General features: G+C 61.2%; 16 protein-coding genes and 3 pseudogenes. 7 read left to right on the top strand and 12 right to left on the bottom strand.

Going from position 1 to position 18910, the window contains the following annotated elements; all coding sequences use genetic code 11:
* Genes C8C96_RS04675 through C8C96_RS04655 form a run of 5 tightly spaced genes read right to left on the bottom strand, consistent with a single transcriptional unit; the run spans position 1 to position 6117 of the window.
* Positions 1-1209 carry an acetyl-CoA C-acetyltransferase gene (locus tag C8C96_RS04675; RefSeq protein WP_199737439.1) on the bottom strand — a complete coding sequence of 403 codons (1209 nt, stop codon included), beginning with the start codon at positions 1207-1209 and terminating at the stop codon, positions 1-3.
* 58 nt (positions 1210-1267) lie between these two features.
* Positions 1268-2527, bottom strand: a complete 1260-nt coding sequence (locus tag C8C96_RS04670; RefSeq protein ID WP_121941593.1) for a cytochrome P450 — start codon at positions 2525-2527, stop codon at positions 1268-1270.
* A gap of 30 nt (positions 2528-2557) precedes the next feature.
* Entirely contained in the window at positions 2558-3532 is a 975-nt protein-coding gene (locus C8C96_RS04665; protein WP_233584153.1) for a tripartite tricarboxylate transporter substrate binding protein, read from the bottom strand.
* Positions 3533-3580: 48 nt separating this feature from the next.
* Positions 3581-4684, bottom strand: a complete 1104-nt coding sequence (locus C8C96_RS04660; protein WP_158605745.1) for an alcohol dehydrogenase catalytic domain-containing protein — start codon at positions 4682-4684, stop codon at positions 3581-3583.
* A gap of 5 nt (positions 4685-4689) precedes the next feature.
* Positions 4690-6117 (bottom strand): aldehyde dehydrogenase family protein, encoded by a 1428-nt coding sequence (locus C8C96_RS04655; RefSeq protein WP_121941590.1) that lies wholly within the window; start codon positions 6115-6117, stop codon positions 4690-4692.
* A gap of 321 nt (positions 6118-6438) precedes the next feature.
* On the opposite strand from C8C96_RS04655, the gene C8C96_RS04650 reads away from it, so the two are divergent.
* The 3 genes and pseudogenes from C8C96_RS04650 to C8C96_RS04640 all read left to right on the top strand — a co-directional run bounded on the left by C8C96_RS04650 (position 6439) and on the right by C8C96_RS04640 (position 8360).
* Positions 6439-7089: a TetR/AcrR family transcriptional regulator gene (locus C8C96_RS04650; protein WP_121941589.1), complete on the top strand. Its 651-nt coding sequence runs from the start codon at positions 6439-6441 to the stop codon at positions 7087-7089.
* Positions 7090-7417: 328 nt separating this feature from the next.
* A pseudogene (locus tag C8C96_RS24990) lies at positions 7418-7851 on the top strand (transposase); the annotation flags it as partial.
* Positions 7852-7898: 47 nt separating this feature from the next.
* The gene (locus C8C96_RS04640) at positions 7899-8360 is read left to right on the top strand and encodes a helix-turn-helix transcriptional regulator (protein WP_121941588.1); all 462 of its coding nucleotides are present in this window, start codon (positions 7899-7901) and stop codon (positions 8358-8360) included.
* A 43-nt stretch (positions 8361-8403) separates the two neighbouring features.
* Here the strand turns inward: C8C96_RS04640 and C8C96_RS04635 are convergent, their stop codons facing one another.
* The gene (locus C8C96_RS04635; RefSeq protein ID WP_121941587.1) at positions 8404-8640 is read right to left on the bottom strand and encodes an MbcA/ParS/Xre antitoxin family protein; all 237 of its coding nucleotides are present in this window, start codon (positions 8638-8640) and stop codon (positions 8404-8406) included.
* 128 nt (positions 8641-8768) lie between these two features.
* Between C8C96_RS04635 and C8C96_RS04630 the strand changes: the two genes are divergently transcribed.
* Together C8C96_RS04630 and C8C96_RS04625 are read left to right on the top strand one after the other, a co-directional pair.
* Positions 8769-9914, top strand: a complete 1146-nt coding sequence (locus tag C8C96_RS04630; protein WP_147455644.1) for a hypothetical protein — start codon at positions 8769-8771, stop codon at positions 9912-9914.
* Between the two features lie 173 nt (positions 9915-10087).
* A pseudogene (locus tag C8C96_RS04625) lies at positions 10088-10243 on the top strand (transposase); the annotation flags it as partial.
* Between the two features lie 703 nt (positions 10244-10946).
* On the opposite strand, the pseudogene C8C96_RS04620 reads toward C8C96_RS04625, so the two are convergent.
* Together C8C96_RS04620 and C8C96_RS04615 are read right to left on the bottom strand one after the other, a co-directional pair.
* Positions 10947-11141: pseudogene (locus C8C96_RS04620) on the bottom strand (tRNA 2-thiocytidine(32) synthetase TtcA); the annotation flags it as partial.
* A 177-nt stretch (positions 11142-11318) separates the two neighbouring features.
* Positions 11319-12383 carry a homocysteine S-methyltransferase family protein gene (locus C8C96_RS04615; protein ID WP_121941585.1) on the bottom strand — a complete coding sequence of 355 codons (1065 nt, stop codon included), beginning with the start codon at positions 12381-12383 and terminating at the stop codon, positions 11319-11321.
* A 185-nt stretch (positions 12384-12568) separates the two neighbouring features.
* On the opposite strand from C8C96_RS04615, the gene recQ reads away from it, so the two are divergent.
* Together recQ and C8C96_RS04605 are read left to right on the top strand one after the other, a co-directional pair.
* Positions 12569-14428, top strand: a complete 1860-nt coding sequence (gene recQ / locus C8C96_RS04610) for a DNA helicase RecQ (RefSeq protein ID WP_121943877.1) — start codon at positions 12569-12571, stop codon at positions 14426-14428.
* A 340-nt stretch (positions 14429-14768) separates the two neighbouring features.
* The gene (locus C8C96_RS04605) at positions 14769-15152 is read left to right on the top strand and encodes a DoxX family protein (protein ID WP_199737438.1); all 384 of its coding nucleotides are present in this window, start codon (positions 14769-14771) and stop codon (positions 15150-15152) included.
* Between the two features lie 32 nt (positions 15153-15184).
* Here C8C96_RS04605 and C8C96_RS04600 read toward each other — a convergent pair whose 3' ends face one another.
* The 4 genes from C8C96_RS04600 to C8C96_RS04585 form a co-directional block, all read right to left on the bottom strand.
* Positions 15185-15850 (bottom strand): anaerobic ribonucleoside-triphosphate reductase activating protein, encoded by a 666-nt coding sequence (locus tag C8C96_RS04600; RefSeq protein ID WP_121941583.1) that lies wholly within the window; start codon positions 15848-15850, stop codon positions 15185-15187.
* The gene (nrdD, locus tag C8C96_RS04595) at positions 15828-16028 is read right to left on the bottom strand and encodes an anaerobic ribonucleoside-triphosphate reductase (RefSeq protein WP_121941582.1); all 201 of its coding nucleotides are present in this window, start codon (positions 16026-16028) and stop codon (positions 15828-15830) included. Before nrdD ends, C8C96_RS04600 begins: the two co-directional genes overlap by 23 nt.
* 187 nt (positions 16029-16215) lie before the next feature.
* Complete coding sequence (locus tag C8C96_RS04590; protein WP_199737437.1) at positions 16216-18234, bottom strand: ribonucleoside triphosphate reductase; 2019 nt, start codon at positions 18232-18234, stop codon at positions 16216-16218.
* A 214-nt stretch (positions 18235-18448) separates the two neighbouring features.
* A complete protein-coding gene (locus C8C96_RS04585) occupies positions 18449-18874 on the bottom strand; it encodes a hemerythrin domain-containing protein (protein WP_121941580.1) in 426 nt (141 codons plus the stop codon).
* Between the last annotated feature and the right edge of the window lie 36 nt (positions 18875-18910).

Genomic DNA, 18910 nt, shown 5'->3' with positions numbered 1-18910 from the left:
CTAGACCAGTTCAACAATGGTGGCCACGCCCATGCCAAGGCCAGTGCACATCGTCACGAGGCCGCGGCGCAGGCCACGGCGTTCGAGTTCGTCAACGATAGTGCCGATCAACATACCGCCCGTGGCGCCGACGGGGTGACCAAGCGCGATGGCTCCGCCCGCAACGTTGACCTTTTCGTGGGGCACGCCAAGATCCTTCATGAACTTCAGGACCACGGATGCAAATGCCTCATTGACCTCGAAGAGGTCGATGTCCCCAATGCTGAGTCCCGCCCGAGCCAGTACCTTCTCGGTAGCGGGCGTGGGTGCGGTGAGCATGATGCAAGGGTCGGCAGCGGCACTTGCAGTTGCCACGATCCGAGCGCGCGGCAACCTTCCGAGGCGGGATCCTACTTTTTCGCTGCCGATCAAGACGGCCGAAGCTCCATCGGAAATCGCCGAGGAATTCCCGGCGTGGTGTATGTGGTCAATCCGATCAACTTGCGGATAGCGATAGCGCACAGTCGCATCAAAGCCCATCTTCTCGCCGCTGGTTAGGAACGAAGCCTTCAGTTTGGCGAGCGACTCGACAGTCGTTTCCGGCCGAACCAACTCGTCTTGCGCCAGGCAGAGCGTGCCGTTGGCATCGCAAACTGGAACGATAGATCCCCGAAACCAGCCCTCGCGTTGTGCTTCCGCCGCGCGCTGGTGGGACGCTGCGGCAAATGCATCCACGTCGCTTCGCTTGAAACCTTCCAGGGTAGCGATCAGGTCGGCAGCCACACCTTGCGGTGTCTGCATAACTTGGTCGTTAAAGAAGACATCAGAAACGGAAGGTCCCCCCGTACCAAACAGCATCGGCACGAGGGAATTCATTTCCACCCCTCCTGCAACTACGCAGTCTGCTTGGCCACTCATTACCTTCGCAGCGGCGGCGTTGACCGCATCCAGTGCAGAGCCACAGAAGCGGGCCACCATGAAACCTGGCACTTTATCTCCATAGCCCGCAGCTAATACCGCCGAGCGAGCCAGGTTGGCGCCTTGATCGCCGACCGCTTCAACGCAGCCCATGATCACTTCGTCCACCAGCGCGGAATCGAAGCCACTGCGCTCGGGAAGCGCGCGCAGCACAGTGCTGGCCAGTTCAAGTGGCGAGAGCGTATGAAGCGATCCGTTAGATTTGCCGCGCGCCCGAGGCGTACGGACGGCATCGTAGATAAATGCTTGCACGTAAATTCCTATGCTTTATTGATCGACCGTGAACAAAAGTTCGTGCGAGGTCTGGATGTCATGAAATGCGGCCCGAAAGAGACGCCGAGATCCTTGACGCAGCTCGAACCACAGTGCCTGCCCATTCGATTGCGTCAGTGCCTCCAACCAGCCGATATTCCGGAAAGGCATCTAAAAAACTACTAATTGCAATCTGCGCTTCAAGCTTCGCGAGGAAAGAACCCAGGCAAAAGTGTGGTCCATGACCAAACGCCAAGTTAGGCACTGGCTTGCGAGTGATGTCGAATTGATTCGGATCTTTGTATACCTTCGGGTCACGGTTGCAGTGCGCGAGAAAGACCCGCACAAAGTTGCCTGCAGGGATAACCGAGCCGCCAAGATCGACGTCTTCCAGCGTCGCGCGCATCGTAGTTTGGTGCACAGGCCCGTCGAAACGTGCGACCTCTTCCACCATCTGTTGCAGCAAGCCTCGATCCGCAATTAGTTTCTGACGCTGCTCGATGTGCCGGTCAAGAAGGATGAGCGCGTTTCCGATCAAACCCACCGTGGTCTCGTGCCCGGCGATGAGCAGCAGGAAGGACATACTCACCAGTTCTTCATCTGTCAACACGTCGGAGGCGAGCCGAGATGCGCACATGGCGGAAAGCACGTCCGGTTGCTCGTCCGGTGCAACGTCGGGGTCAATGGAATCGCGCTTCGCCGCCACCAGTCCGGCAAGGTAGTGCAGCAACTTGGCCCTGCACTCGGCTTGATTCGACGCACCGGGAATCATGGATTGCGTGGCGAGATGGCGGAATTCCCCCCTGTCGGCAGGTGGTACGCCAAGGACGTTGCAGATCATTGTTAACCCGATGGGGTAGGTGAACCCCGAGACAAGATCGACCTGATCCTTGCCACGCAAGTTATCGATCACCTCCACAACAAGACGTTCGACCTGCTCTCGCAGCAATTCGATGCGACGGGGCGAGAACGACAGGTTGACGAGCTGACGCAGGCGCGTGTGCTCTGGCGGATCGGTGTTGAGCAAATTGCTGCCCTTCACCGCAGAGATTGGGAAGCCAGCGCTGGCGGCCTCGAGGCCCTGTCGGTCCAGCGCTTTGTGCATTGCCGCAGCCGACTTCGAAATGCGCTGATCGCGCAAGGCCTGACGAGCGAGGTCCGAATCGAAGATTCCGTAGTACTCAACGCCGACGTGACTCTTCAAGACGCGCACCGGACCAGCAGCGGCCAAGGACGCGTACTCGGGGTATGGATCCAACATAGATTCGAAGTTGGGGACCTGAACCGCGACTGCCGAGTTAAGAGAACTGTTGTTCATGATGTACTCCTAGTGATCTCCGACCCGGCGTTAATCGAGCTTGATGTTGTTGGTCTTGATTACTTGCGCCCAGCGTTTTTGCTCGCGCGCGATGAACGATGCGACCTCCTCGCGGCTGCCCAACATGCGCTCGAATCCGAGAACGTCGTAACGCTCCTTGACGGCCTGGCTGTCGAGCACCGCAACCAACGCTTCGCGAAAGCGACTGACCTGCGCCGGGGGTGTCTTCGAAGGCACCACCACGGCTTGCCACGCATAGGTCTCGAATTCGGGTAGACCCTGTTCGATGAACGTGGGAACGTTAGGAACGTTCAGAGAGCGCTTGGCGCTTGAAATACCGAATGCTTTGATCTTCCCCGCAACGATGTACTGACGGGCTGTCGCCAAGTCAGCCATGCCAAGTGGAATCTGCCCTGCAACCACATCGAGAATTGCTGGGGCTGCACCTCGGTAGGGTATGTGTGCCAACTTCAGACCCGATTGGGCTTTCAACAACTCGGCTGCGAGATGATGTGGAGTAGCTGGGCCTGCGGACGCGTAAGACAACTCTTGCGGACTTTTGTTCACCCAAGCGACAAGCTCCTTGAAGTTGTTCGCCGGAACGTCCATTGATCCCACTAGAACCATCGGAGTGCGGGCCTGCATGCCGAGCACGATGAAATCCCGCTCAGGAGAGTAGCGAAGCTTCGGGAACAGGCTGCTGTTCGTTGCCAACGTAGAGAAGTCGGCAGTGAAAATCATGTTGCCGCCCTTCGCTGCGGCGACATAGTCCGCAGCAATTTGCGTGCTAGCGCCAGGCTTGTTTGTCACGATGATGGTTCGGCCGAGATTCTTGGACATGAGTTCCGCAAGAAACCGCGAGCTCGAGTCGGCGCCACCGCCAGGTGGAAACCCCACCACCCACTCAATTGTCGAAGCTTCGTCGGATTGGCCTAAGACGGGTAGCGCAGCCGCGGAAAGCAGCGTGGCGATCATGGAACGGCGGGATGGATTGCTTGTCTTCATGTCAGTCTCCAGTTCGTTGTTGAGCTTCAAATTGACCCATTTCGTGCTTCAGAGTGTCAGCACCGTTCGGATACCTACGCCTTGGCGCAAGTCATCGAACGCCTCGTTGATTTCTTCCAGTGGGCGAAGACGCGTGAGCAAGGCGCTGAGATCGAAGCGCCCGCCGCAACACAGGTCGAGATAGCGCGGCAGGTCGCGTTGCGGATGGCTGTTGCCGAGGAAGGAGCCGCGCACCGTGAGTTGGCGCATCACAATGTCCAAAGCCGGAATGGCAAGCGGCACTCCGACGGGCGGGACCCCAATGAGAGTGATAGCGCCTCCCTTACGGACGAGCTTGGAGGCGTATGCCAAGGTCTGGGCGCTGCCAACAACGTCGAAGACGTGATCGAAGCCACCTTTTCTGGAAACTAGCCCGGAGACATCCGACTCAAAATCGGGTGTCGTTGGGTCAAGGACACTGTCAGCACCAAACAAAATTGCGCTTTGTCGACGCTGCTCATGGACTTCAATCCCGACGATCTCGCGTGCGCCTGCGACTCGAAGGGCTCCAATAAGAGACAAGCCAACAGCACCTGTCCCGATGACCGCAGCAATGTCGCCACCCTTCACCTGGGCGATGTTCAGCACCGACCCGAGCCCGGTTTGCACGGCGCAACCGACAAGACAGGCCTGCGCCAAAGGCAGGCCTTCGGGCACGGCGACAACCCCGCTGCGCTCGGCAAGGACGAACTCAGCAAAAGCGCCAAGACGCAGGCCACGCGTAATCGGCATGCCTCGCAGTCGGACCCGCGGAAGTGCCGCAGCTCGATCCAGCGGGCTAAGTGGCCCACCCGATCGGTCGCACATCACGGGCTGACCAGACAGACAACTGGCACAGTTTCCACAAGGTGCCTTCATGGAAAGCACTACGCGATCTCCCACCTTCAAGTCATCCACGCCTTCGCCAACGGCTGCAATGGACCCGGCCGCCTCGTGGCCAAGAATGACGGGAAACGGATAGGGAAGCTTTCCTGCAGCGATGCCCAGATCTGACTGGCAGACCCCGCAATGGCTCACGCGAACCAGCACTTCGCCGCGAGCCGGGTCGTCGATTTCAACCCCATCAACGACCTCTAACGGTGCTTCCGGCTTGAATTGAATGGCCGCACGCATCGTCCTCATACCAGTACACCTCTTGGCACATTGAGGACTTTGCGCACACTGAAGTCGTCCGCGCCCCACTCGCCGAGCTCGTAGCCGAACCCACTGGCCTTGGTCCCGCCAAAGGGGATTGCCGGGTCAGGCGGAACCGCATGCTGATTCACGTACAGGTTGACTGCCTCAAGGCGTGCAGCCACCTTTGCCGCAACGTCCGGATCACCCGACCAGACAGAGCCTCCGAGGCCATACGGCGATGCGTTGGCCCGCGCAACCGCTTCATCAATTTCGTCGAAGGCGAGGATGGGCAGCGCTGGGCCGAACTGCTCTTCGGCAACCAGGCGAGCATCGTCCGCGAGACCACTGACGATTGCCGGACGCAGAAAGTGACCCGGCCATTCACCAATCGCCTCCCCACCAGTGTGGATTCGGCCGCCTCTTTGCTTCGCGTCCGTCAAAAGGTCGCGAACGTGGTTCCGCTGAGTTGCCGTATGTAGCGGGCCCATCTGCGTGTCAGGCGACAAGCCGTGCCCAACGCGCCAACCCGCAGCAATCGCAGTCATACGTTCAACGACCTCATCATGGACTCGACGGTGAACATACAGACGCTTGATCGCGCAGCACAACTGGCCGGCATTGCCGAAGGCATTTGCAAAGAGGCGGGGTGCGATCGTTGCAGGATCCGCGTCATGCAAGACGATCGCTGCGTCGTTACCCCCGAGTTCGAGGGTCAGGCGCTTCAACGACTCTGCAGCCGTTGCCATGACGCGTCTGCCAGTTGGGCTCGATCCAGTAAATGAAATTTTTCCGAGGCCTTCATGTCTGACCAGCGCTTCGCCGATGTCTCCGTTTCCAGTGACGGTGTTGAAGGTTCCAGGGGGAAGCACCTGGGCAAACAACTGAGCAATGCGCAATGTCGTCAAGGGGGTGGTTGGCGCCGGCTTAACCACGACCGAATTCCCCGCCCACAACGCCGGACCCAGCTTCATCATCAGAATGGTCACAGGAAAATTCCACGGCACGATGAGACCGACTGCGCCGATGGGGGCACGTATCGCGCGAACCAATCCATCCTCGTTTTGCCGAATGATCTTGTCGTCTTCGACGAGCGTCGAAAAGTAGCGCAGCAGCCGATCCCCCATCTCTATCTCTCTACGTGCCGCCATGAGCGGCTTGCCCTGCTCTCGACTGAGCACCTCGGCCAATTCCTCTTCATGGCTTATCAGCTGGTCTGCACACTTGCCAATGGCCTCGCGTCTCAGCGCAGCATCGTTAGACCAGGCCGATTTCATGGCGGCGCGAGCAGCCACCACGGCTTCATTTAGCTGCTCTGACGAGGACTGCGGCACGTTGGCCACCACCTCTAGCGTGGCGGGATCAAACACTGGTACAGAGTCAAGCGTTGCCGCTGCGCGACCTCCGCAGGTATTGACGAAGCTGTTTTGCATGAGTACTCCAAAAAGGTGGTTGATGTCTCTTTGTCATCTAGGTGCCTTGGCAAGGCCGCTGCTGCATTTCCGATCCCGCATTCCAAGGAAAGAGCAGCAACGCCAAATGTTGAACAGGACAGTCCATCCGAAAAAATGAATTCGTGTTCACCAAGCCAATGACAGCCGAAATTGAACACTCTTACTATGTGTAGCGTCGTGCAATCCCGAAGACACGCATAGTAAATCATGATTCACTTTTGCAGTAAAGGTCCTTCCTACTAGGGGTTTCCACTATGATTTGCTCCACGCACCCGACTTCCACATGTCAAAATTTCGCACATGAATGACGATTCAGAACTAAATGAGCCCTTGCCGCGAGTAACGAAGGGGACGCTGACGCGCAGTGCCATCACGCAAGCCGCGAAACGGGTAATCGCGATCGATGGTTTCGCCGGGATGAAGGTCGCGGATGTCATGGCCGCAGTGGGCAAGTCACCAGGCGCGTTCTATGTGCATTTCAAAAGCAAAGAAGCACTGTTGCACGAGCTTCTTGCGGTCTTTCAGCACCGTCTTCGAGTTGAAGTGAACGCTCCGCTGCGCGCTGATGAGGATCCCTCAGCGCATTTGGAGAATCGACTTCGTACGTTCTGGCGGATCTATCGCGAGGATTGGCCGATCGCAACTGCAGCCTTCCAGATGTCGATGACCGACAAGCAGTTCGCGCGTTCATGGCACAACATTCGCCAGCAAGGGATTCGGGGATTCGCAGCGGTCGTGCGCGCAGCCCAGAAGAGCGGCGGTAGCGTGGGCCTGGACCCGGAACTTGTCGCTTCAGCAGTCACGTCGATGATCGAATACGCTTGCTACAACTGGACAGCAGCGACGGGTGATTTTCCAGACCGATTTATCGACGACGAAACCGCGATCGGAGTTCTATCTCATCTTGTCCTGCAAGCTTTGCGCGGAAGCGAAGTGCCAACCTGTCAATAGCGGAGTGATCCAAAGTGCACAGTGCCCCGGGCAGTTCCACCAAAGTAAGGGGCGGCGATTCCACAATGAGGGCCGCGCGTGAAGCGGGCAATGTCCCCACGACGGAGGATCCCCATTTCCACCGTGCCTGCACGGGCGCAGGAATGCTGAACACGAATAAGAAGCTGTGGGGCCAGGAGGTTGGATTGGGGGGTGTACTGAAGATCTGCGAGTTTCATGGGGCGAAGAGGGGTCAAAACCTGGCAATCTAGGCAACAGACTGAGACCCACATCGCGCCAAACTATCTGCAGCGTGATTTTGATGCCAGTGGTCCAAACCAGAAGCGGGTGGTCACCAGAGCAAATTCTCAAGGCTTGCGGGTCGACTTCCCCTACGATCCGTCATGCGGATCTCCCATGAATTTTTCTACCATGCACCGCACATCCAGGGCCGCGGAGCTCTCACGCGTGGGTTGGCGACCTACTGCGCACAGGCCGCGCATTACGCATGCCCCGGGCCAGAGCGCAAGCTTAAACATGGGCGTACGTTAGCGAAGAGTAATGATCTCCAGCCGGCCTGCAGAGGCCGAGGACCGTGCCGTTGCTGGTCACGGGGAAGGGGACCTGATCAGCGGTCTGCACAGGTCTGCCATCGGCACGTTGATTGAACGATCCACCCGTTTCACCATGCTCGTACGCCTGCCTCGCGAAGCCGGCTACGGGCTGACTCCAAGTACGAAGAACGGCCCCGCTCTGGCGGGATATGGCGCCGTAACCATGTCGATTTGGTGTTCGGGTGGCAGGCAGTGGCATCTCGTACTATCAGGGCCATGAATACATTTTCCAATGCCTTTCGCACTGAAGTCGTCCGCATGGCGCGCAAGGAGCTCAAACCTGAACTCCAGGGCATGCGCAAGGCGATCACCGGCCACCGATCGGAGATCGCGGCACTGAAGCGGGAAGTGAAGAGCCTCACCTCGCAGCTGAAGGCGGCTCAACGCCAGACCAAGGTTGGGGGCGTGGCTGCACCATCTGATCAACCCAAAGTTTCGAGACGCGCCGCACGCGAGGAGTTCTTGTTCGCCCCGGTGATGCTGACCCAGATGCGCCAAGCACTGGAAGCGACGCAACTTCAGATGGCAGCTTTGCTGGCCGTCTCTCCACTCACGTACTCGCGGTGGGAGAAGGGGCAGGCTCACCCCCGAACCAAACAGCTGGCGAAGATTGAGGAAGTGGTGAACATGGGGCCAGCCAAGGCCGCAAAGAAGATTCGCCAGGCTGCGAAAGCCTGAGGTCTATTCAGCGCTGCGTGCGGGGCGCAGCGTCTTGCGGGAACTAGGCGAAGCTGCCTTTCTGGATTTGCAAGAGCGTCGCTCGGACCACGGCCAGCCCTTCGGGCTCTTGCAGCACATCTAACGGGCGGCGGTTTCCAAATGCGGGAAGTGGCGCCGCTAGCCACTCCTGCAGCCAAGCCTCGGCGTTGAAGCCTTCAGGATTACCAGACTCCACCACGATCTGCTGGACCAGGTCCGTCAGAACTTGTTGGAGATGTGCGTCGTTGGTGTGGGCCATTCCGCATTCTGGTCTCGTGCCCTGCCACTCGCAACCCTGGAGCCGAGCCTCGACATGACGATGCAATCCGCGTGTTTGCCTACCACGCGCGCGTTAGATAACATGGCCGTGTTACTGTCGTCGCCGTCATGCCCTCCTCCAAGACATTGCCACGAACTGCGCAAGCGCTGCAGCGCGTGGCTGGGCTGTTCGAATCCAAGGGTTGGAAGGTCCAGGCCAGTGAGCCCGGCAGCACGGGGCCGGACCTCGTCGTTCGGCGGCGGGGTACGCGCTACGGGGTGGTACTCAAAGCCACATCAGAGGGGCGGGCGGACCGCGTGATTCCGCTGTTGTCCCAAGCCGTGCTTGAGGCCCGGGCATATGCCCTTCAGTCGCGTGGATCCATTCCCCTGGCCGTGGTGCATGTGGACCATGCGCCGAGAGCGCTCATTGCCAGTGTGATGGCTTTTGCGCAGGAGTTTGCGGCGGAGGTTGCCGTGGGCTTCGTCTCTGCGGAGGGGGCTAGTGAGTTTCGGGGGGAGGGACTGTCAGATCTCCACAGTGCCGTTCCTTACAGGCCACGACAGGTCAAGAGCACGCTGATTCGCACGGACAACCTGTTTTCTGATCTGAACCAGTGGATGCTGAAGGTCTTGTTGGCGCCAGAGCTGCCAGAGGGGATGTTGAACGCTCCCCGGGGCCGGTACCGCAATGGGGTGGAGCTTGCGCGGGCTGCGCAGGTTTCCGCAATGACTGCCTCCAGGTTCTTGCAGCAGTTGCGGCGCGAGAGATTCCTGCTGGAGTTCGAGGAGTTCCTCACGCTGGTGCAGAAAGAGGAGCTGTTCGAGCGCTGGAGCGCAGTCGCGCCGTACGGCACAGCAGATGTGCCTGCCCGGTTCTTGGCCAACATACAAATTGGCGAACGTGTTCAAGAGCTCTTGAACAAAGTCGAAGGAGATGCCTGCCTGGGGCTGTTTGCGGCAGCGGATGGGCTCCGCGTGGGGCATGTGAGCGGTGTGCCCAGGTACATCAGCGTTCGCCGTATGCCTCGGTTCAATCGGGCGTTTCCAGGGACCAATCCATGGAATGCCCTCCAGCCTTTTCCGAAGGAGGCGCCGCACGTGTTGCTGCGGGTGGCAAGGTTTCCGGAATCGACGTTTCGTGGGGCGGTGCGGCGGGATGGGGTGATGGTGGCCGATGTGATCCAGGTCTGGCTGGATGTTTTGAATCACCCGACGCGGGGGCAGGAGCAGGCGGAGCACATTTTTAGGAAGGTGCTACGGCCTTTGCTTTGAAACGGCTGTCTTGAACGCAGCCAAACACAGGATCGACCGAACGATCACTTGGCAACGCTCCTTAAGACGGCCTCGCCACTCGTGCCGTGCTTGTGCAGCGCCCGGTCGATGAGCCAGGAGAACCCACTTGCTTTGACGCACAGTCTTCGCAGATGCATTGGTTTATGGGGGGGCTGATCGAGCAAGGCTTTGGCTGGGCCAAGACAGTGGGCGGCATGAGGCAGGTGATGGTGCGTGGGGTCAAACGCGTGGACCAGATGTTCGTGCTGACGATGGCCTCCCACAACCTGATGCGCACGCTGGGGCGATGGGGACAAGTGCGTCTGCAGGGAGTTATTGAGGGCAGATGGGCGCAAAAGCGGCATCCAACTTGCGAAAGAACGACTGATTGCCTGCTGCAATTGCAAGATGTCAAAGCAAGCGAGCCCGCCTGCGACTGCGGGGCCGGACTGACTTGGAATCTGGGGAGTATTTCTTCATCCTGCGAGAGGACGCTTTTGAGATATTGTCCGGCGCCACCTAAATGTTTGTACGACAAGAAACGTCACGTACACACCTAGCGTGAAAAGAATTACTGGAGCCAGTCGGCGAGTGCGGCCAGTACGACCGATGACAAAAAGCCTACGCGTCCTAAACAGTTGCACTTTTGCTGATATAGCAAACAACCTCCGAGCACTCGTCCATAGTGAGTGCACCAACTCAGGCACTCATGACGAAGTGGGGTTGAGGATCCGCCGTACCTAAGCAGGCCAACTTCGCGCAAGCTGCTTCGTGAGGTGGGGGAAAGCTTAGCTCGCGTGCCAAGTGCCTCTTGTGTTCGATCCCGAGGTCACATCAACAACGCCGCGCCGATCACCTGCGGTCGACACACGCCAATTGCCCTGATTTGCATATCTTTTGAACCAATGTTTAGACAGCTGAAAGTTCGCTGCGACTTCAACTTGATTGAAGGGCCTCGCTGCGCTCGGCCGGACTTCCACTACGACTGCCAGATGACCTTATTCTTTACAAACTCAAGGGTGTGCTAATAACCTTGCCACCCGAGACGCAGACCATAACCTTGTCACCGTCTTCAATCAGGCCAAAGTCGGTGATGGCCTGGGCCACCTGGCGCACCAGGCGCTTTTCGAGCTTGAGCGCGGCGTGGGCGGCGGCTTTGGCAGCCGCTGCGGCAGCGTCGTCGCCCTCCACAAAGGAAGAGGCGGGCGGGGTGGCGGTATCAAGCATGGAATGGACGGACCAGACGGCGAAACGGGAAGGCGCAATGAAGGGGGGATTGCAAGGTTGCCGCACCCAGCGGCGCCTTGCAATGGGCTGCCGCACTGCGCTGGTACGGCATTGACTACTATTTTTATAGCTACCAGCGCATATAGAACAGGCGCCAGCAGCCAATTCGACTCAAATTCAGGCTTCTGCGGGGTAGAACATCTTGCGGGTGGGCACGTTCTCGACTGCCTTGGCGATGGCGCCGATGTGGTCCGGCGTGGTGCCACAGCAGCCGCCCAGAATGTTGACCAGCCCCTCGGCCGCGAACTCATGCACCAGGCGGCTGGTGATTTCTGGCGTTTCGTCAAAGCCGGTGTCGCTCATGGGGTTGGGCAGGCCGGCGTTGGGGTAGCAGCTGATGAAGGTGTCCTCGGCCACCCGGTTCAGCTCCTGGATGTAGGGGCGCATCAGCGTGGCGCCCAGAGCGCAGTTCAGGCCAATGGCCAGCGGGCGCGAGTGGCGCACGCTGTGCCAGAAGGCGGTGACGGTCTGGCCCGACAGGATGCGGCCCGAGGCGTCGGTCACGGTGCCGCTGATGATGAGCGGCAGGCGCTCGCCGCTCTTCTCAAAGAACTCGTCAATCGCGAACAGCGCCGCCTTGGCGTTCAGGGTGTCGAAGATGGTCTCGACCAGCAGCACGTCGGCGCCGCCTTCGACCAGCGCCTCGGTCTGCTCGTAGTAGGCAGCGCGCAGGGTTTCAAAGTCGATGTTGCGCGCACCGGGGTCGTTCACATCGGGGCTGATGCTGGCCGTCTTGGGCGTGGGGCCGAGGGCGCCGGCCACAAAGCGGGGCTTGTCGGGCGTGCTGTATTTGTCGCAAGCGGCGCGCGCCAGCTGGGCCGAGCGCAGGTTCATCTCGCGCGCCAGCTCGGCCATGTGGTAGTCCTCCTGCGCCACGGTGGTTGCGCCGAAGGTGTTGGTCTCGATGAGGTCGGCGCCAGCCGCCAGATAGCGCTCGTGGATATCGCGGATCACGTCGGGCCGGGTGATGCTGAGCAGCTCGTTGTTGCCCTTCACGTCGTAGGCAAAGTCCTTGAACCGGTCCCCCGCGCCATCCGGCCCGGTGTAGCCCTCGCCCCGGTACTGCGCTTCACCCAGCTTGAAGCGCTGGATCATGGTGCCCATGGCGCCGTCGAGGATGACGATGCGTTGGGCGAGGATGTCGGGCAGTTGCGCAGCGCGCGTGTAGTGGAGGGCTTGCATAGGCCCCTATTGTAGAAAGTGCGGCCCCTAAGCCCTTGCAGCGCACAATATGCGCCTGCCGCGCTCAGGGCCAAGCCCTGGCGCGCCAGAAAATACTGGCCTTATCGGCACCAAGCGCTTGATTTATATGCGCTTGCAGCTATCCATTTCAGAGTATCCGCTTGTCCTCTCGCCCGTCTCCCGCGCTGTCCCCTGCCCATGCCGTTTTGCAGGACGTTTTTGGCTACGAGCAGTTTCGCGGCCCGCAGCAGGCCATTGTTGAGCACGTGATCGCCGGTGGCGATGCGCTGGTGCTCATGCCCACCGGCGGCGGCAAGAGCCTGTGTTACCAGGTGCCGGCCATCGTGCGCCAGCGGCAGGGGCGCGGGGTGACCATCGTGGTCTCTCCGCTGATCGCGCTGATGCACGACCAGGTGGGGGCACTGCACGAGGCGGGGGTGGATGCGGCCTTTTTGAACTCCACGCTGAGTTTTGACGAGGCACAGGATGTGGAGCTGCGCCTGCAGACTGGCGACATCACCCTGCTGTACGCCGCGCCCGAGCGGCTGAACACGCCGCGTTTTCTGGGCCTGCTCGATAGCCTGTACGAAGGCGGCCACCTCTCGCTGTTTGCCATCGACGAGGCGCACTGCGTGAGCCAGTGGGGCCACGACTTTCGCCCCGAATACCGCGCGCTCACGGTGCTGCACGAGCGCTATGCGGGCGTGCCACGCATTGCGCTCACGGCCACGGCCGACGACCTCACACGCGCCGACATCATCGAGCGGCTTCATCTGGAAGACGCGCGGCTGTTCATCAGCAGCTTCGACCGGCCCAACATCCGCTACACCATCGTCGAGAAGAAGGACGCCACCACCCAGCTGCTGCGCTTCATCGAGCGCGAGCACGCGGGCGAGGCGGGCGTGGTGTATTGCCAGTCGCGCAAGCGCGTGGAGGAGCTGGCTTCCACCCTGAGCGACGCGGGCATCACCGCCCTGCCCTACCACGCGGGGCTGGACACCAAGGTGCGCCAGAAGAACCAGGACCGCTTTCTGCGCGAAGAGGGCATCGTGATGGTGGCCACCATCGCGTTTGGCATGGGCATCGACAAGCCTGACGTGCGTTTTGTGGCCCATGTGGACATGCCCAAGAACATCGAGGGCTATTACCAGGAGACCGGCCGCGCGGGCCGCGACGGCCTGAATGCCGATGCCTGGATGGCCTATGGCCTGAACGACGTGGTCAACCAGCGCCGCATGATCGACGAGAGCCCCGCGGGCGAGGAGTTCAAGCAGGCGCTGCGCGGCAAGCTCGATGCGCTGCTGGCGCTGGCCGAGGCCACCGACTGCCGCCGCGTGCGGCTGCTGGCCTATTTCGGCGAGCAGTCCACGCCCTGCGGCAACTGCGACAACTGCCTGACACCGCCCGCGATCTGGGATGCGACCGACGCGGCGCGCAAGCTGCTGTCCACCATCTACCGCGTGAACCAGGCCAGCGGTATCAGTTTTGGCACGGGGCACATCATGGACATCCTGCGCGGCAAGAAGACCGAGAAGGTCGCGCAGTTCGGGCACGAAAAAATCTCCACCTTCGGCATTGGCGCGGACCTGACCGAGCCCCAACTGCGCGGCGTGCTGCGCCAGCTGATCGCCACGGGCGCGCTCGGCCTGCAGAAGGTGATGCTGGACAGCGGCCACAGCTTTGACACCCTGTGCCTCACGGAGGGCTCGCGCGCCGTGCTCAAGGGCGAGGTGCCGGTGCAGCTGCGCGAATCGGTGTCGTCCGCCCCCGCCAAGCGCACGCGCAAGGGCAGCGCACCGCCAGCCGCTGCCGCCAATCTGGGGCCCGACGCACAGGTGCGCTTCATCAACCTCAAGGCCTGGCGCGCCGAAGTGGCACGCGAGCACAACCTGCCCGCGTATGTGATCTTTCATGACGCCACCCTGGCGGCGATTGCCGAGCGCAACCCGGGGTCGCTGGATGACTTGCAAGGCATCAGCGGCATGGGAGCGAAGAAGCTGGAGGCGTATGGGGCGGAGGTGTTGAGGGTGTGCACAAGCACCTAGCCCGGCTGGGTGGGGTAGCCGGGGGAGAGGAGTTTGTATGCCTTGCCGTGGAGGCCCCAAAACACCAGCGCAACACGCGCCCGCCGTGCTTGATATGCATCAATCATTAGGCGCAATATCAGCACCAATGGCGCACCAGTGTGTTCTGTATTGCCTGATTTATTAACAAATTCTCGACCAATACACTGACCTCACCTTCTGTACGAACGGGGTTGCCAGGCAAAGGCCCAAAAGGTTTCGCCGCCTCGCACGTGGAAGGTGCACCGTTGTCGAGGTCATCATGTCATCGCTCCCACTCACTGCTTCCTCGTTCGCCTCCCGTGAGGCGAACGATCCCCTGATGCGCGTCCTGCGCATGCTTGTGGGCTTTTTCTACCTGCCCCATGTGCTGTCCAAGATCGTCGGCTTTGCAGGCACCGTGGTGTTCTTCGGCAAGGCCGGCTTCCAGCCGCCGGAGGTGTTTGTGGTGTTGTCCGGTTGCATGGAACTCGCGGTGGGGGTGGCGCTGCTTATGGGCGTGTTCACCAAGTACGCGGCGCTCCTGTCCGCTGGCCTGATGGTTGTGGCTGCGGGCGCGATCATGATCGTCAACGGTGTGGGCTGGTACTGGAACAAGTCCGGGGTGGAATACCTGGTGTTCTGGGCCGTGGCCTCCCTGGTCGTTTTTGCCGATGCATGGCGCAAGGAACCGGGCCTGCTCGGCTGGGTGCCCGGCCGCAGCTGAAACCAGCGCTGAACCCACGCGACCAGGGCGGCCTACGACACGACGTGGCTGCCCTGTTCGCTTTTCTGCGGGCGCGCCGCCGTAGGATCACCCCCAACGTTGCAGGGCTGCAACTTCCACCGCACGGCCCCCGCGTTGGCCAGCGTGTTGCCCAGCACCTGCAGTTCCTCGGTTGGGAACAGCCCGGCATGCCAGGTGGTGCGGCACTCGTACGCCACGCCACTGGCCACCAGAAGACCCAGCGACTCCCATGCACGGCCCCCGCTGCCCGGCACACCCGTGATGGCGTCGTACCGATGTTGGGGTCCCTTGATGTCCAGCCCCACCCAGTCCAGCAACGGCAGCAAACCGGCCAGTCGTTCGGGGTACATGCCCCCGGTGTGCAGACCGGTAGCAAAACCCATGGCGCGAACTTCCGCCAGGGCTGCGGGCAGCGCGGCCTGCAAGGTGGGCTCGCCGCCAGAAAACACCACACCATCGAGCAGGCCCCGGCGGCTTTCGAGAAACACCCGCATCTGCGGCCACGGCATCGCGGCGGGTGCCGTGGCGTCCAGCAGTTCGGGGTTGTGGCAGTAGCTGCAGCGCCAGGGACAGCCCTGGCAATACACCACCGCCGCGAGCCGGCCCGGGAAGTCGATGGTGGTGAGCGGCGTGAGGCCGCCCACGCGCAGCGCCTCAGCGGATGTTGCTGCAACCACGCGACTGCTCAGAGAAAAAACGGCGCTCGTGGTGCTCGCCCTGCTTGCCGACGTTGAAGCTCGCCACCGGACGGTGGTAGCCCATCACGCGGGTCCAGACCTCGCAGGGCTGGCGCTCGGTGTCGGTGAGCTGGATGTCAGCAATGGCAGTGTGTTCGGTGGCGAAAAAGTGGCTCATGGGTGTGTGCTCCTTGGGGTCAATAAACGGGCGTGCCGCAGCGGGTGCTGCGCCGCCAAGGGCAACGGGGCAAAGGTTGAACGGGGTTCTGCCTGCCCCGTTGATTCACTATGAAATCAATAGCTGTCTGTGCTTATAAAACCGGCACCAACGGGCTGTTTGACGTCAATGCGCGGCAACCCTGCGTTCAGGCCGCCCGTGCCGCACGCTTGGCGGCCAGGCGTTCTTCATCGCAGCGCGGGCAAAACGGGTGCTCGCCCGCCAGATAGCCGTGGCTGGGGCAGATCGAGAACGTCGGCGTGACGGTGATGTAGGGCAGGCGAAACCGTGTGAGCGCGCGCCGCACCAGGTCGCGGCAGGCCGCGCCGCTGGACAAGCGTTCGCCCATGTACAGATGCAGCACGGTGCCGCCGGTGTATTTGGCTTGCAGCGCCTCCTGGCGCATCAGGGCCTCGAACGGGTCGTCGGTGAAGCCCACGGGCAGCTGCGACGAGTTGGTGTAGTACGGCTGCTCGGCCGTGCCCGCCTGCAGGATGCCGGGCCAGCGCTTCTTGTCTTCCTTCGCGAAGCGGTAGGTCGTGCCTTCGGCGGGTGTGGCCTCCAGGTTATAGAGGTGGCCGGTTTCCTCCTGGAAGGCGGTCATGCGCTCGCGCACATGGTCGAGCAGGCGCACCGCGAAGGCGTGGCCCCAGTCGCTGGTGATGTCGTGCTGGTCCGCCGTGAAGTTGCGGATCATCTCGTTGATGCCGTTCACGCCCAGCGTGGAAAAGTGGTTGCGCAGCGTGCCGAGATACCGCTTGGTGTAGGGGAACAAGCCCTGGTCCATCAGGCGCTGGATCAGCTTGCGCTTGGTCTCCAGGCTTTGTTTGCCCAGTTCCAGCAGGCGGTCTAGCGCGGCGAGCAAGCCCGCTTCATCCCCGGCATGCTGGTAGCCCAGCCGCGCACAGTTGATGGTGACCACGCCCAGGCTGCCCGTCTGCTCGGCGCTGCCGAACAGGCCGTTGCCGCGCTTCAAGAGCTCGCGCAAATCGAGCTGCAGGCGGCAGCACATGGAGCGCACCATGTTGGGCTCCAGCTCGGAGTTGATGAAGTTCTGGAAGTACGGCAGGCCGTACTTGGCCGTCATGTCGAACAGCAGGCGCGCGTTCTCGCTCTCCCACGGGAAGTCCTTGGTGATGTTGTACGTGGGGATGGGGAAGGTGAACACCCGACCCTTGGCATCGCCCGTGGTCATCACGTCGATGTAGGCGCGGTTGATGAGGTCCATCTCGGCCTGCAGGTCGCCATACGCGAAGGGCATCTCCTGGCCCGCGATCACGGGCACCTGCTCGCGCAGGTCTTCCGGGCAGGTCCAGTCGAAGGTGAGGTTGGTAAACGGCGTTTGCGTGCCCCAGCGCGAGGGCACGTTGAGGTTGTAGACCAGCTCCTGGATGCACTGGCGCACGGCGGCGTAGTCCATGGCATCGATGCGCACAAACGGCGCCATGTAGGTGTCGAACGACGAGAACGCCTGCGCGCCCGCCCACTCGTTTTGCAGCGTGCCCAGGAAGTTCACGATCTGTCCCACAGCCGAACTCATGTGTTTGGGCGGCCCCGCCTCCACCTTGCCCGGCACGCCGTTGAGCCCCTCGTGCAGCAGCGTGCGCAGCGACCAGCCTGCGCAGTAGCCGCTGAGCATGTCGAGGTCGTGGATGTGGATGTCGCCTTCGCGGTGCGCCTTGCCGATCTCGGGCGTGTAGACGTGCGACAGCCAGTAGTTGGCCGTGACCTTGCCCGCCACGTTCAGGATCAGCCCGCCCAGCGAATAGCCCTGGTTGGCGTTGGCGTTCACGCGCCAGTCGGCACGCGTGAGGTATTCGTTGATGGAGCTTTCCACATCGACCAGCGTCTGCCTGTCCGCGCGCAGCGTGGCGTGCTGCTCGCGGTAGACGATGTAGGCACGCGCCGTGGCCAGGTGGTTGGCGGCGATGAGGGTCTGCTCGGCCACGTCCTGGATCTGTTCGACCGTGGGTGCCTCGCCATGGAAGCGGTGGAACAACACCTTGGTGACCTGCGCGGTGAGCAACGCGGCTTCTTCTGCGCCATATTCACCCGAGGCCTGGCCCGCACTGGCCAGCGCAGCGCGGATGCGTTCGGCATCAAAAGGAGCGCGCTGGCCGCTGCGCAACACAACATCGCGGGGCAGGGTGACAAGGGTGGGCGCCATGGGTTCGACCAATCTATGGAACGGTTTAGAAACACTACCTATGGTGTCCACGATACCCATCAAACACTATAGGTAGTTTGACCCAACACAATCGAGGCGGTAAGCAGGGGTAAAAAAATGCCGGCACAAAGGCCGGCAAAAGGAAGGTGCCGTCAGGCCCTACCGATGGATCAGAGGTGCATGCGCAGGCATGCAGTGGGAGCAGGAGGACTGCTTAATGGCAGGCGGCTTCTTCCTCCTCGATGCGGGGATAGAAGTCATGGTCTTCGCGCTGCATGCGCTCGAACACCCGGCGCAGCACCACGTTGGCCTCATTGCGGAAATCCTGCGCATCGCGGCGCACGTTCTCGGCCGTGTTCCAGCGGCGCGCGAAGGCGTCGTAGGCGCTGGCAATCGAGGCCATCTCGCTCTGGTACTGGCGGCCCAGGCGCGCCAGTTCCACATTGCCGCCACGCTGCAGCGCGGGATACAGCACCTGGTCTTCCACGGCCAGGTGCAGCTTGATGGTGCCGCTCATCGCCACAATGCCCTGGGCGATGGCCGTGGCGTTGGCCTCCACGCCTGCGTGGGCCAGGGCGCGCAAGGTGGCGATGCTGCGCAGGATGTCGGTGTGCTGGTGCTTGAATTTTTCGAGGTTCATGGACAGTCCTTGTGGGATGAATGAAGGACCTGCGCT

This window comes from Acidovorax sp. 100 (assembly GCF_003688355.1).
In the GTDB taxonomy this organism is placed as follows: domain Bacteria; phylum Pseudomonadota; class Gammaproteobacteria; order Burkholderiales; family Burkholderiaceae_C; genus Acidovorax; species Acidovorax delafieldii.
The sequence above is the reverse complement of the archived record's forward strand: the minus strand, read 5'-3'. Positions and strand labels throughout refer to the sequence as shown.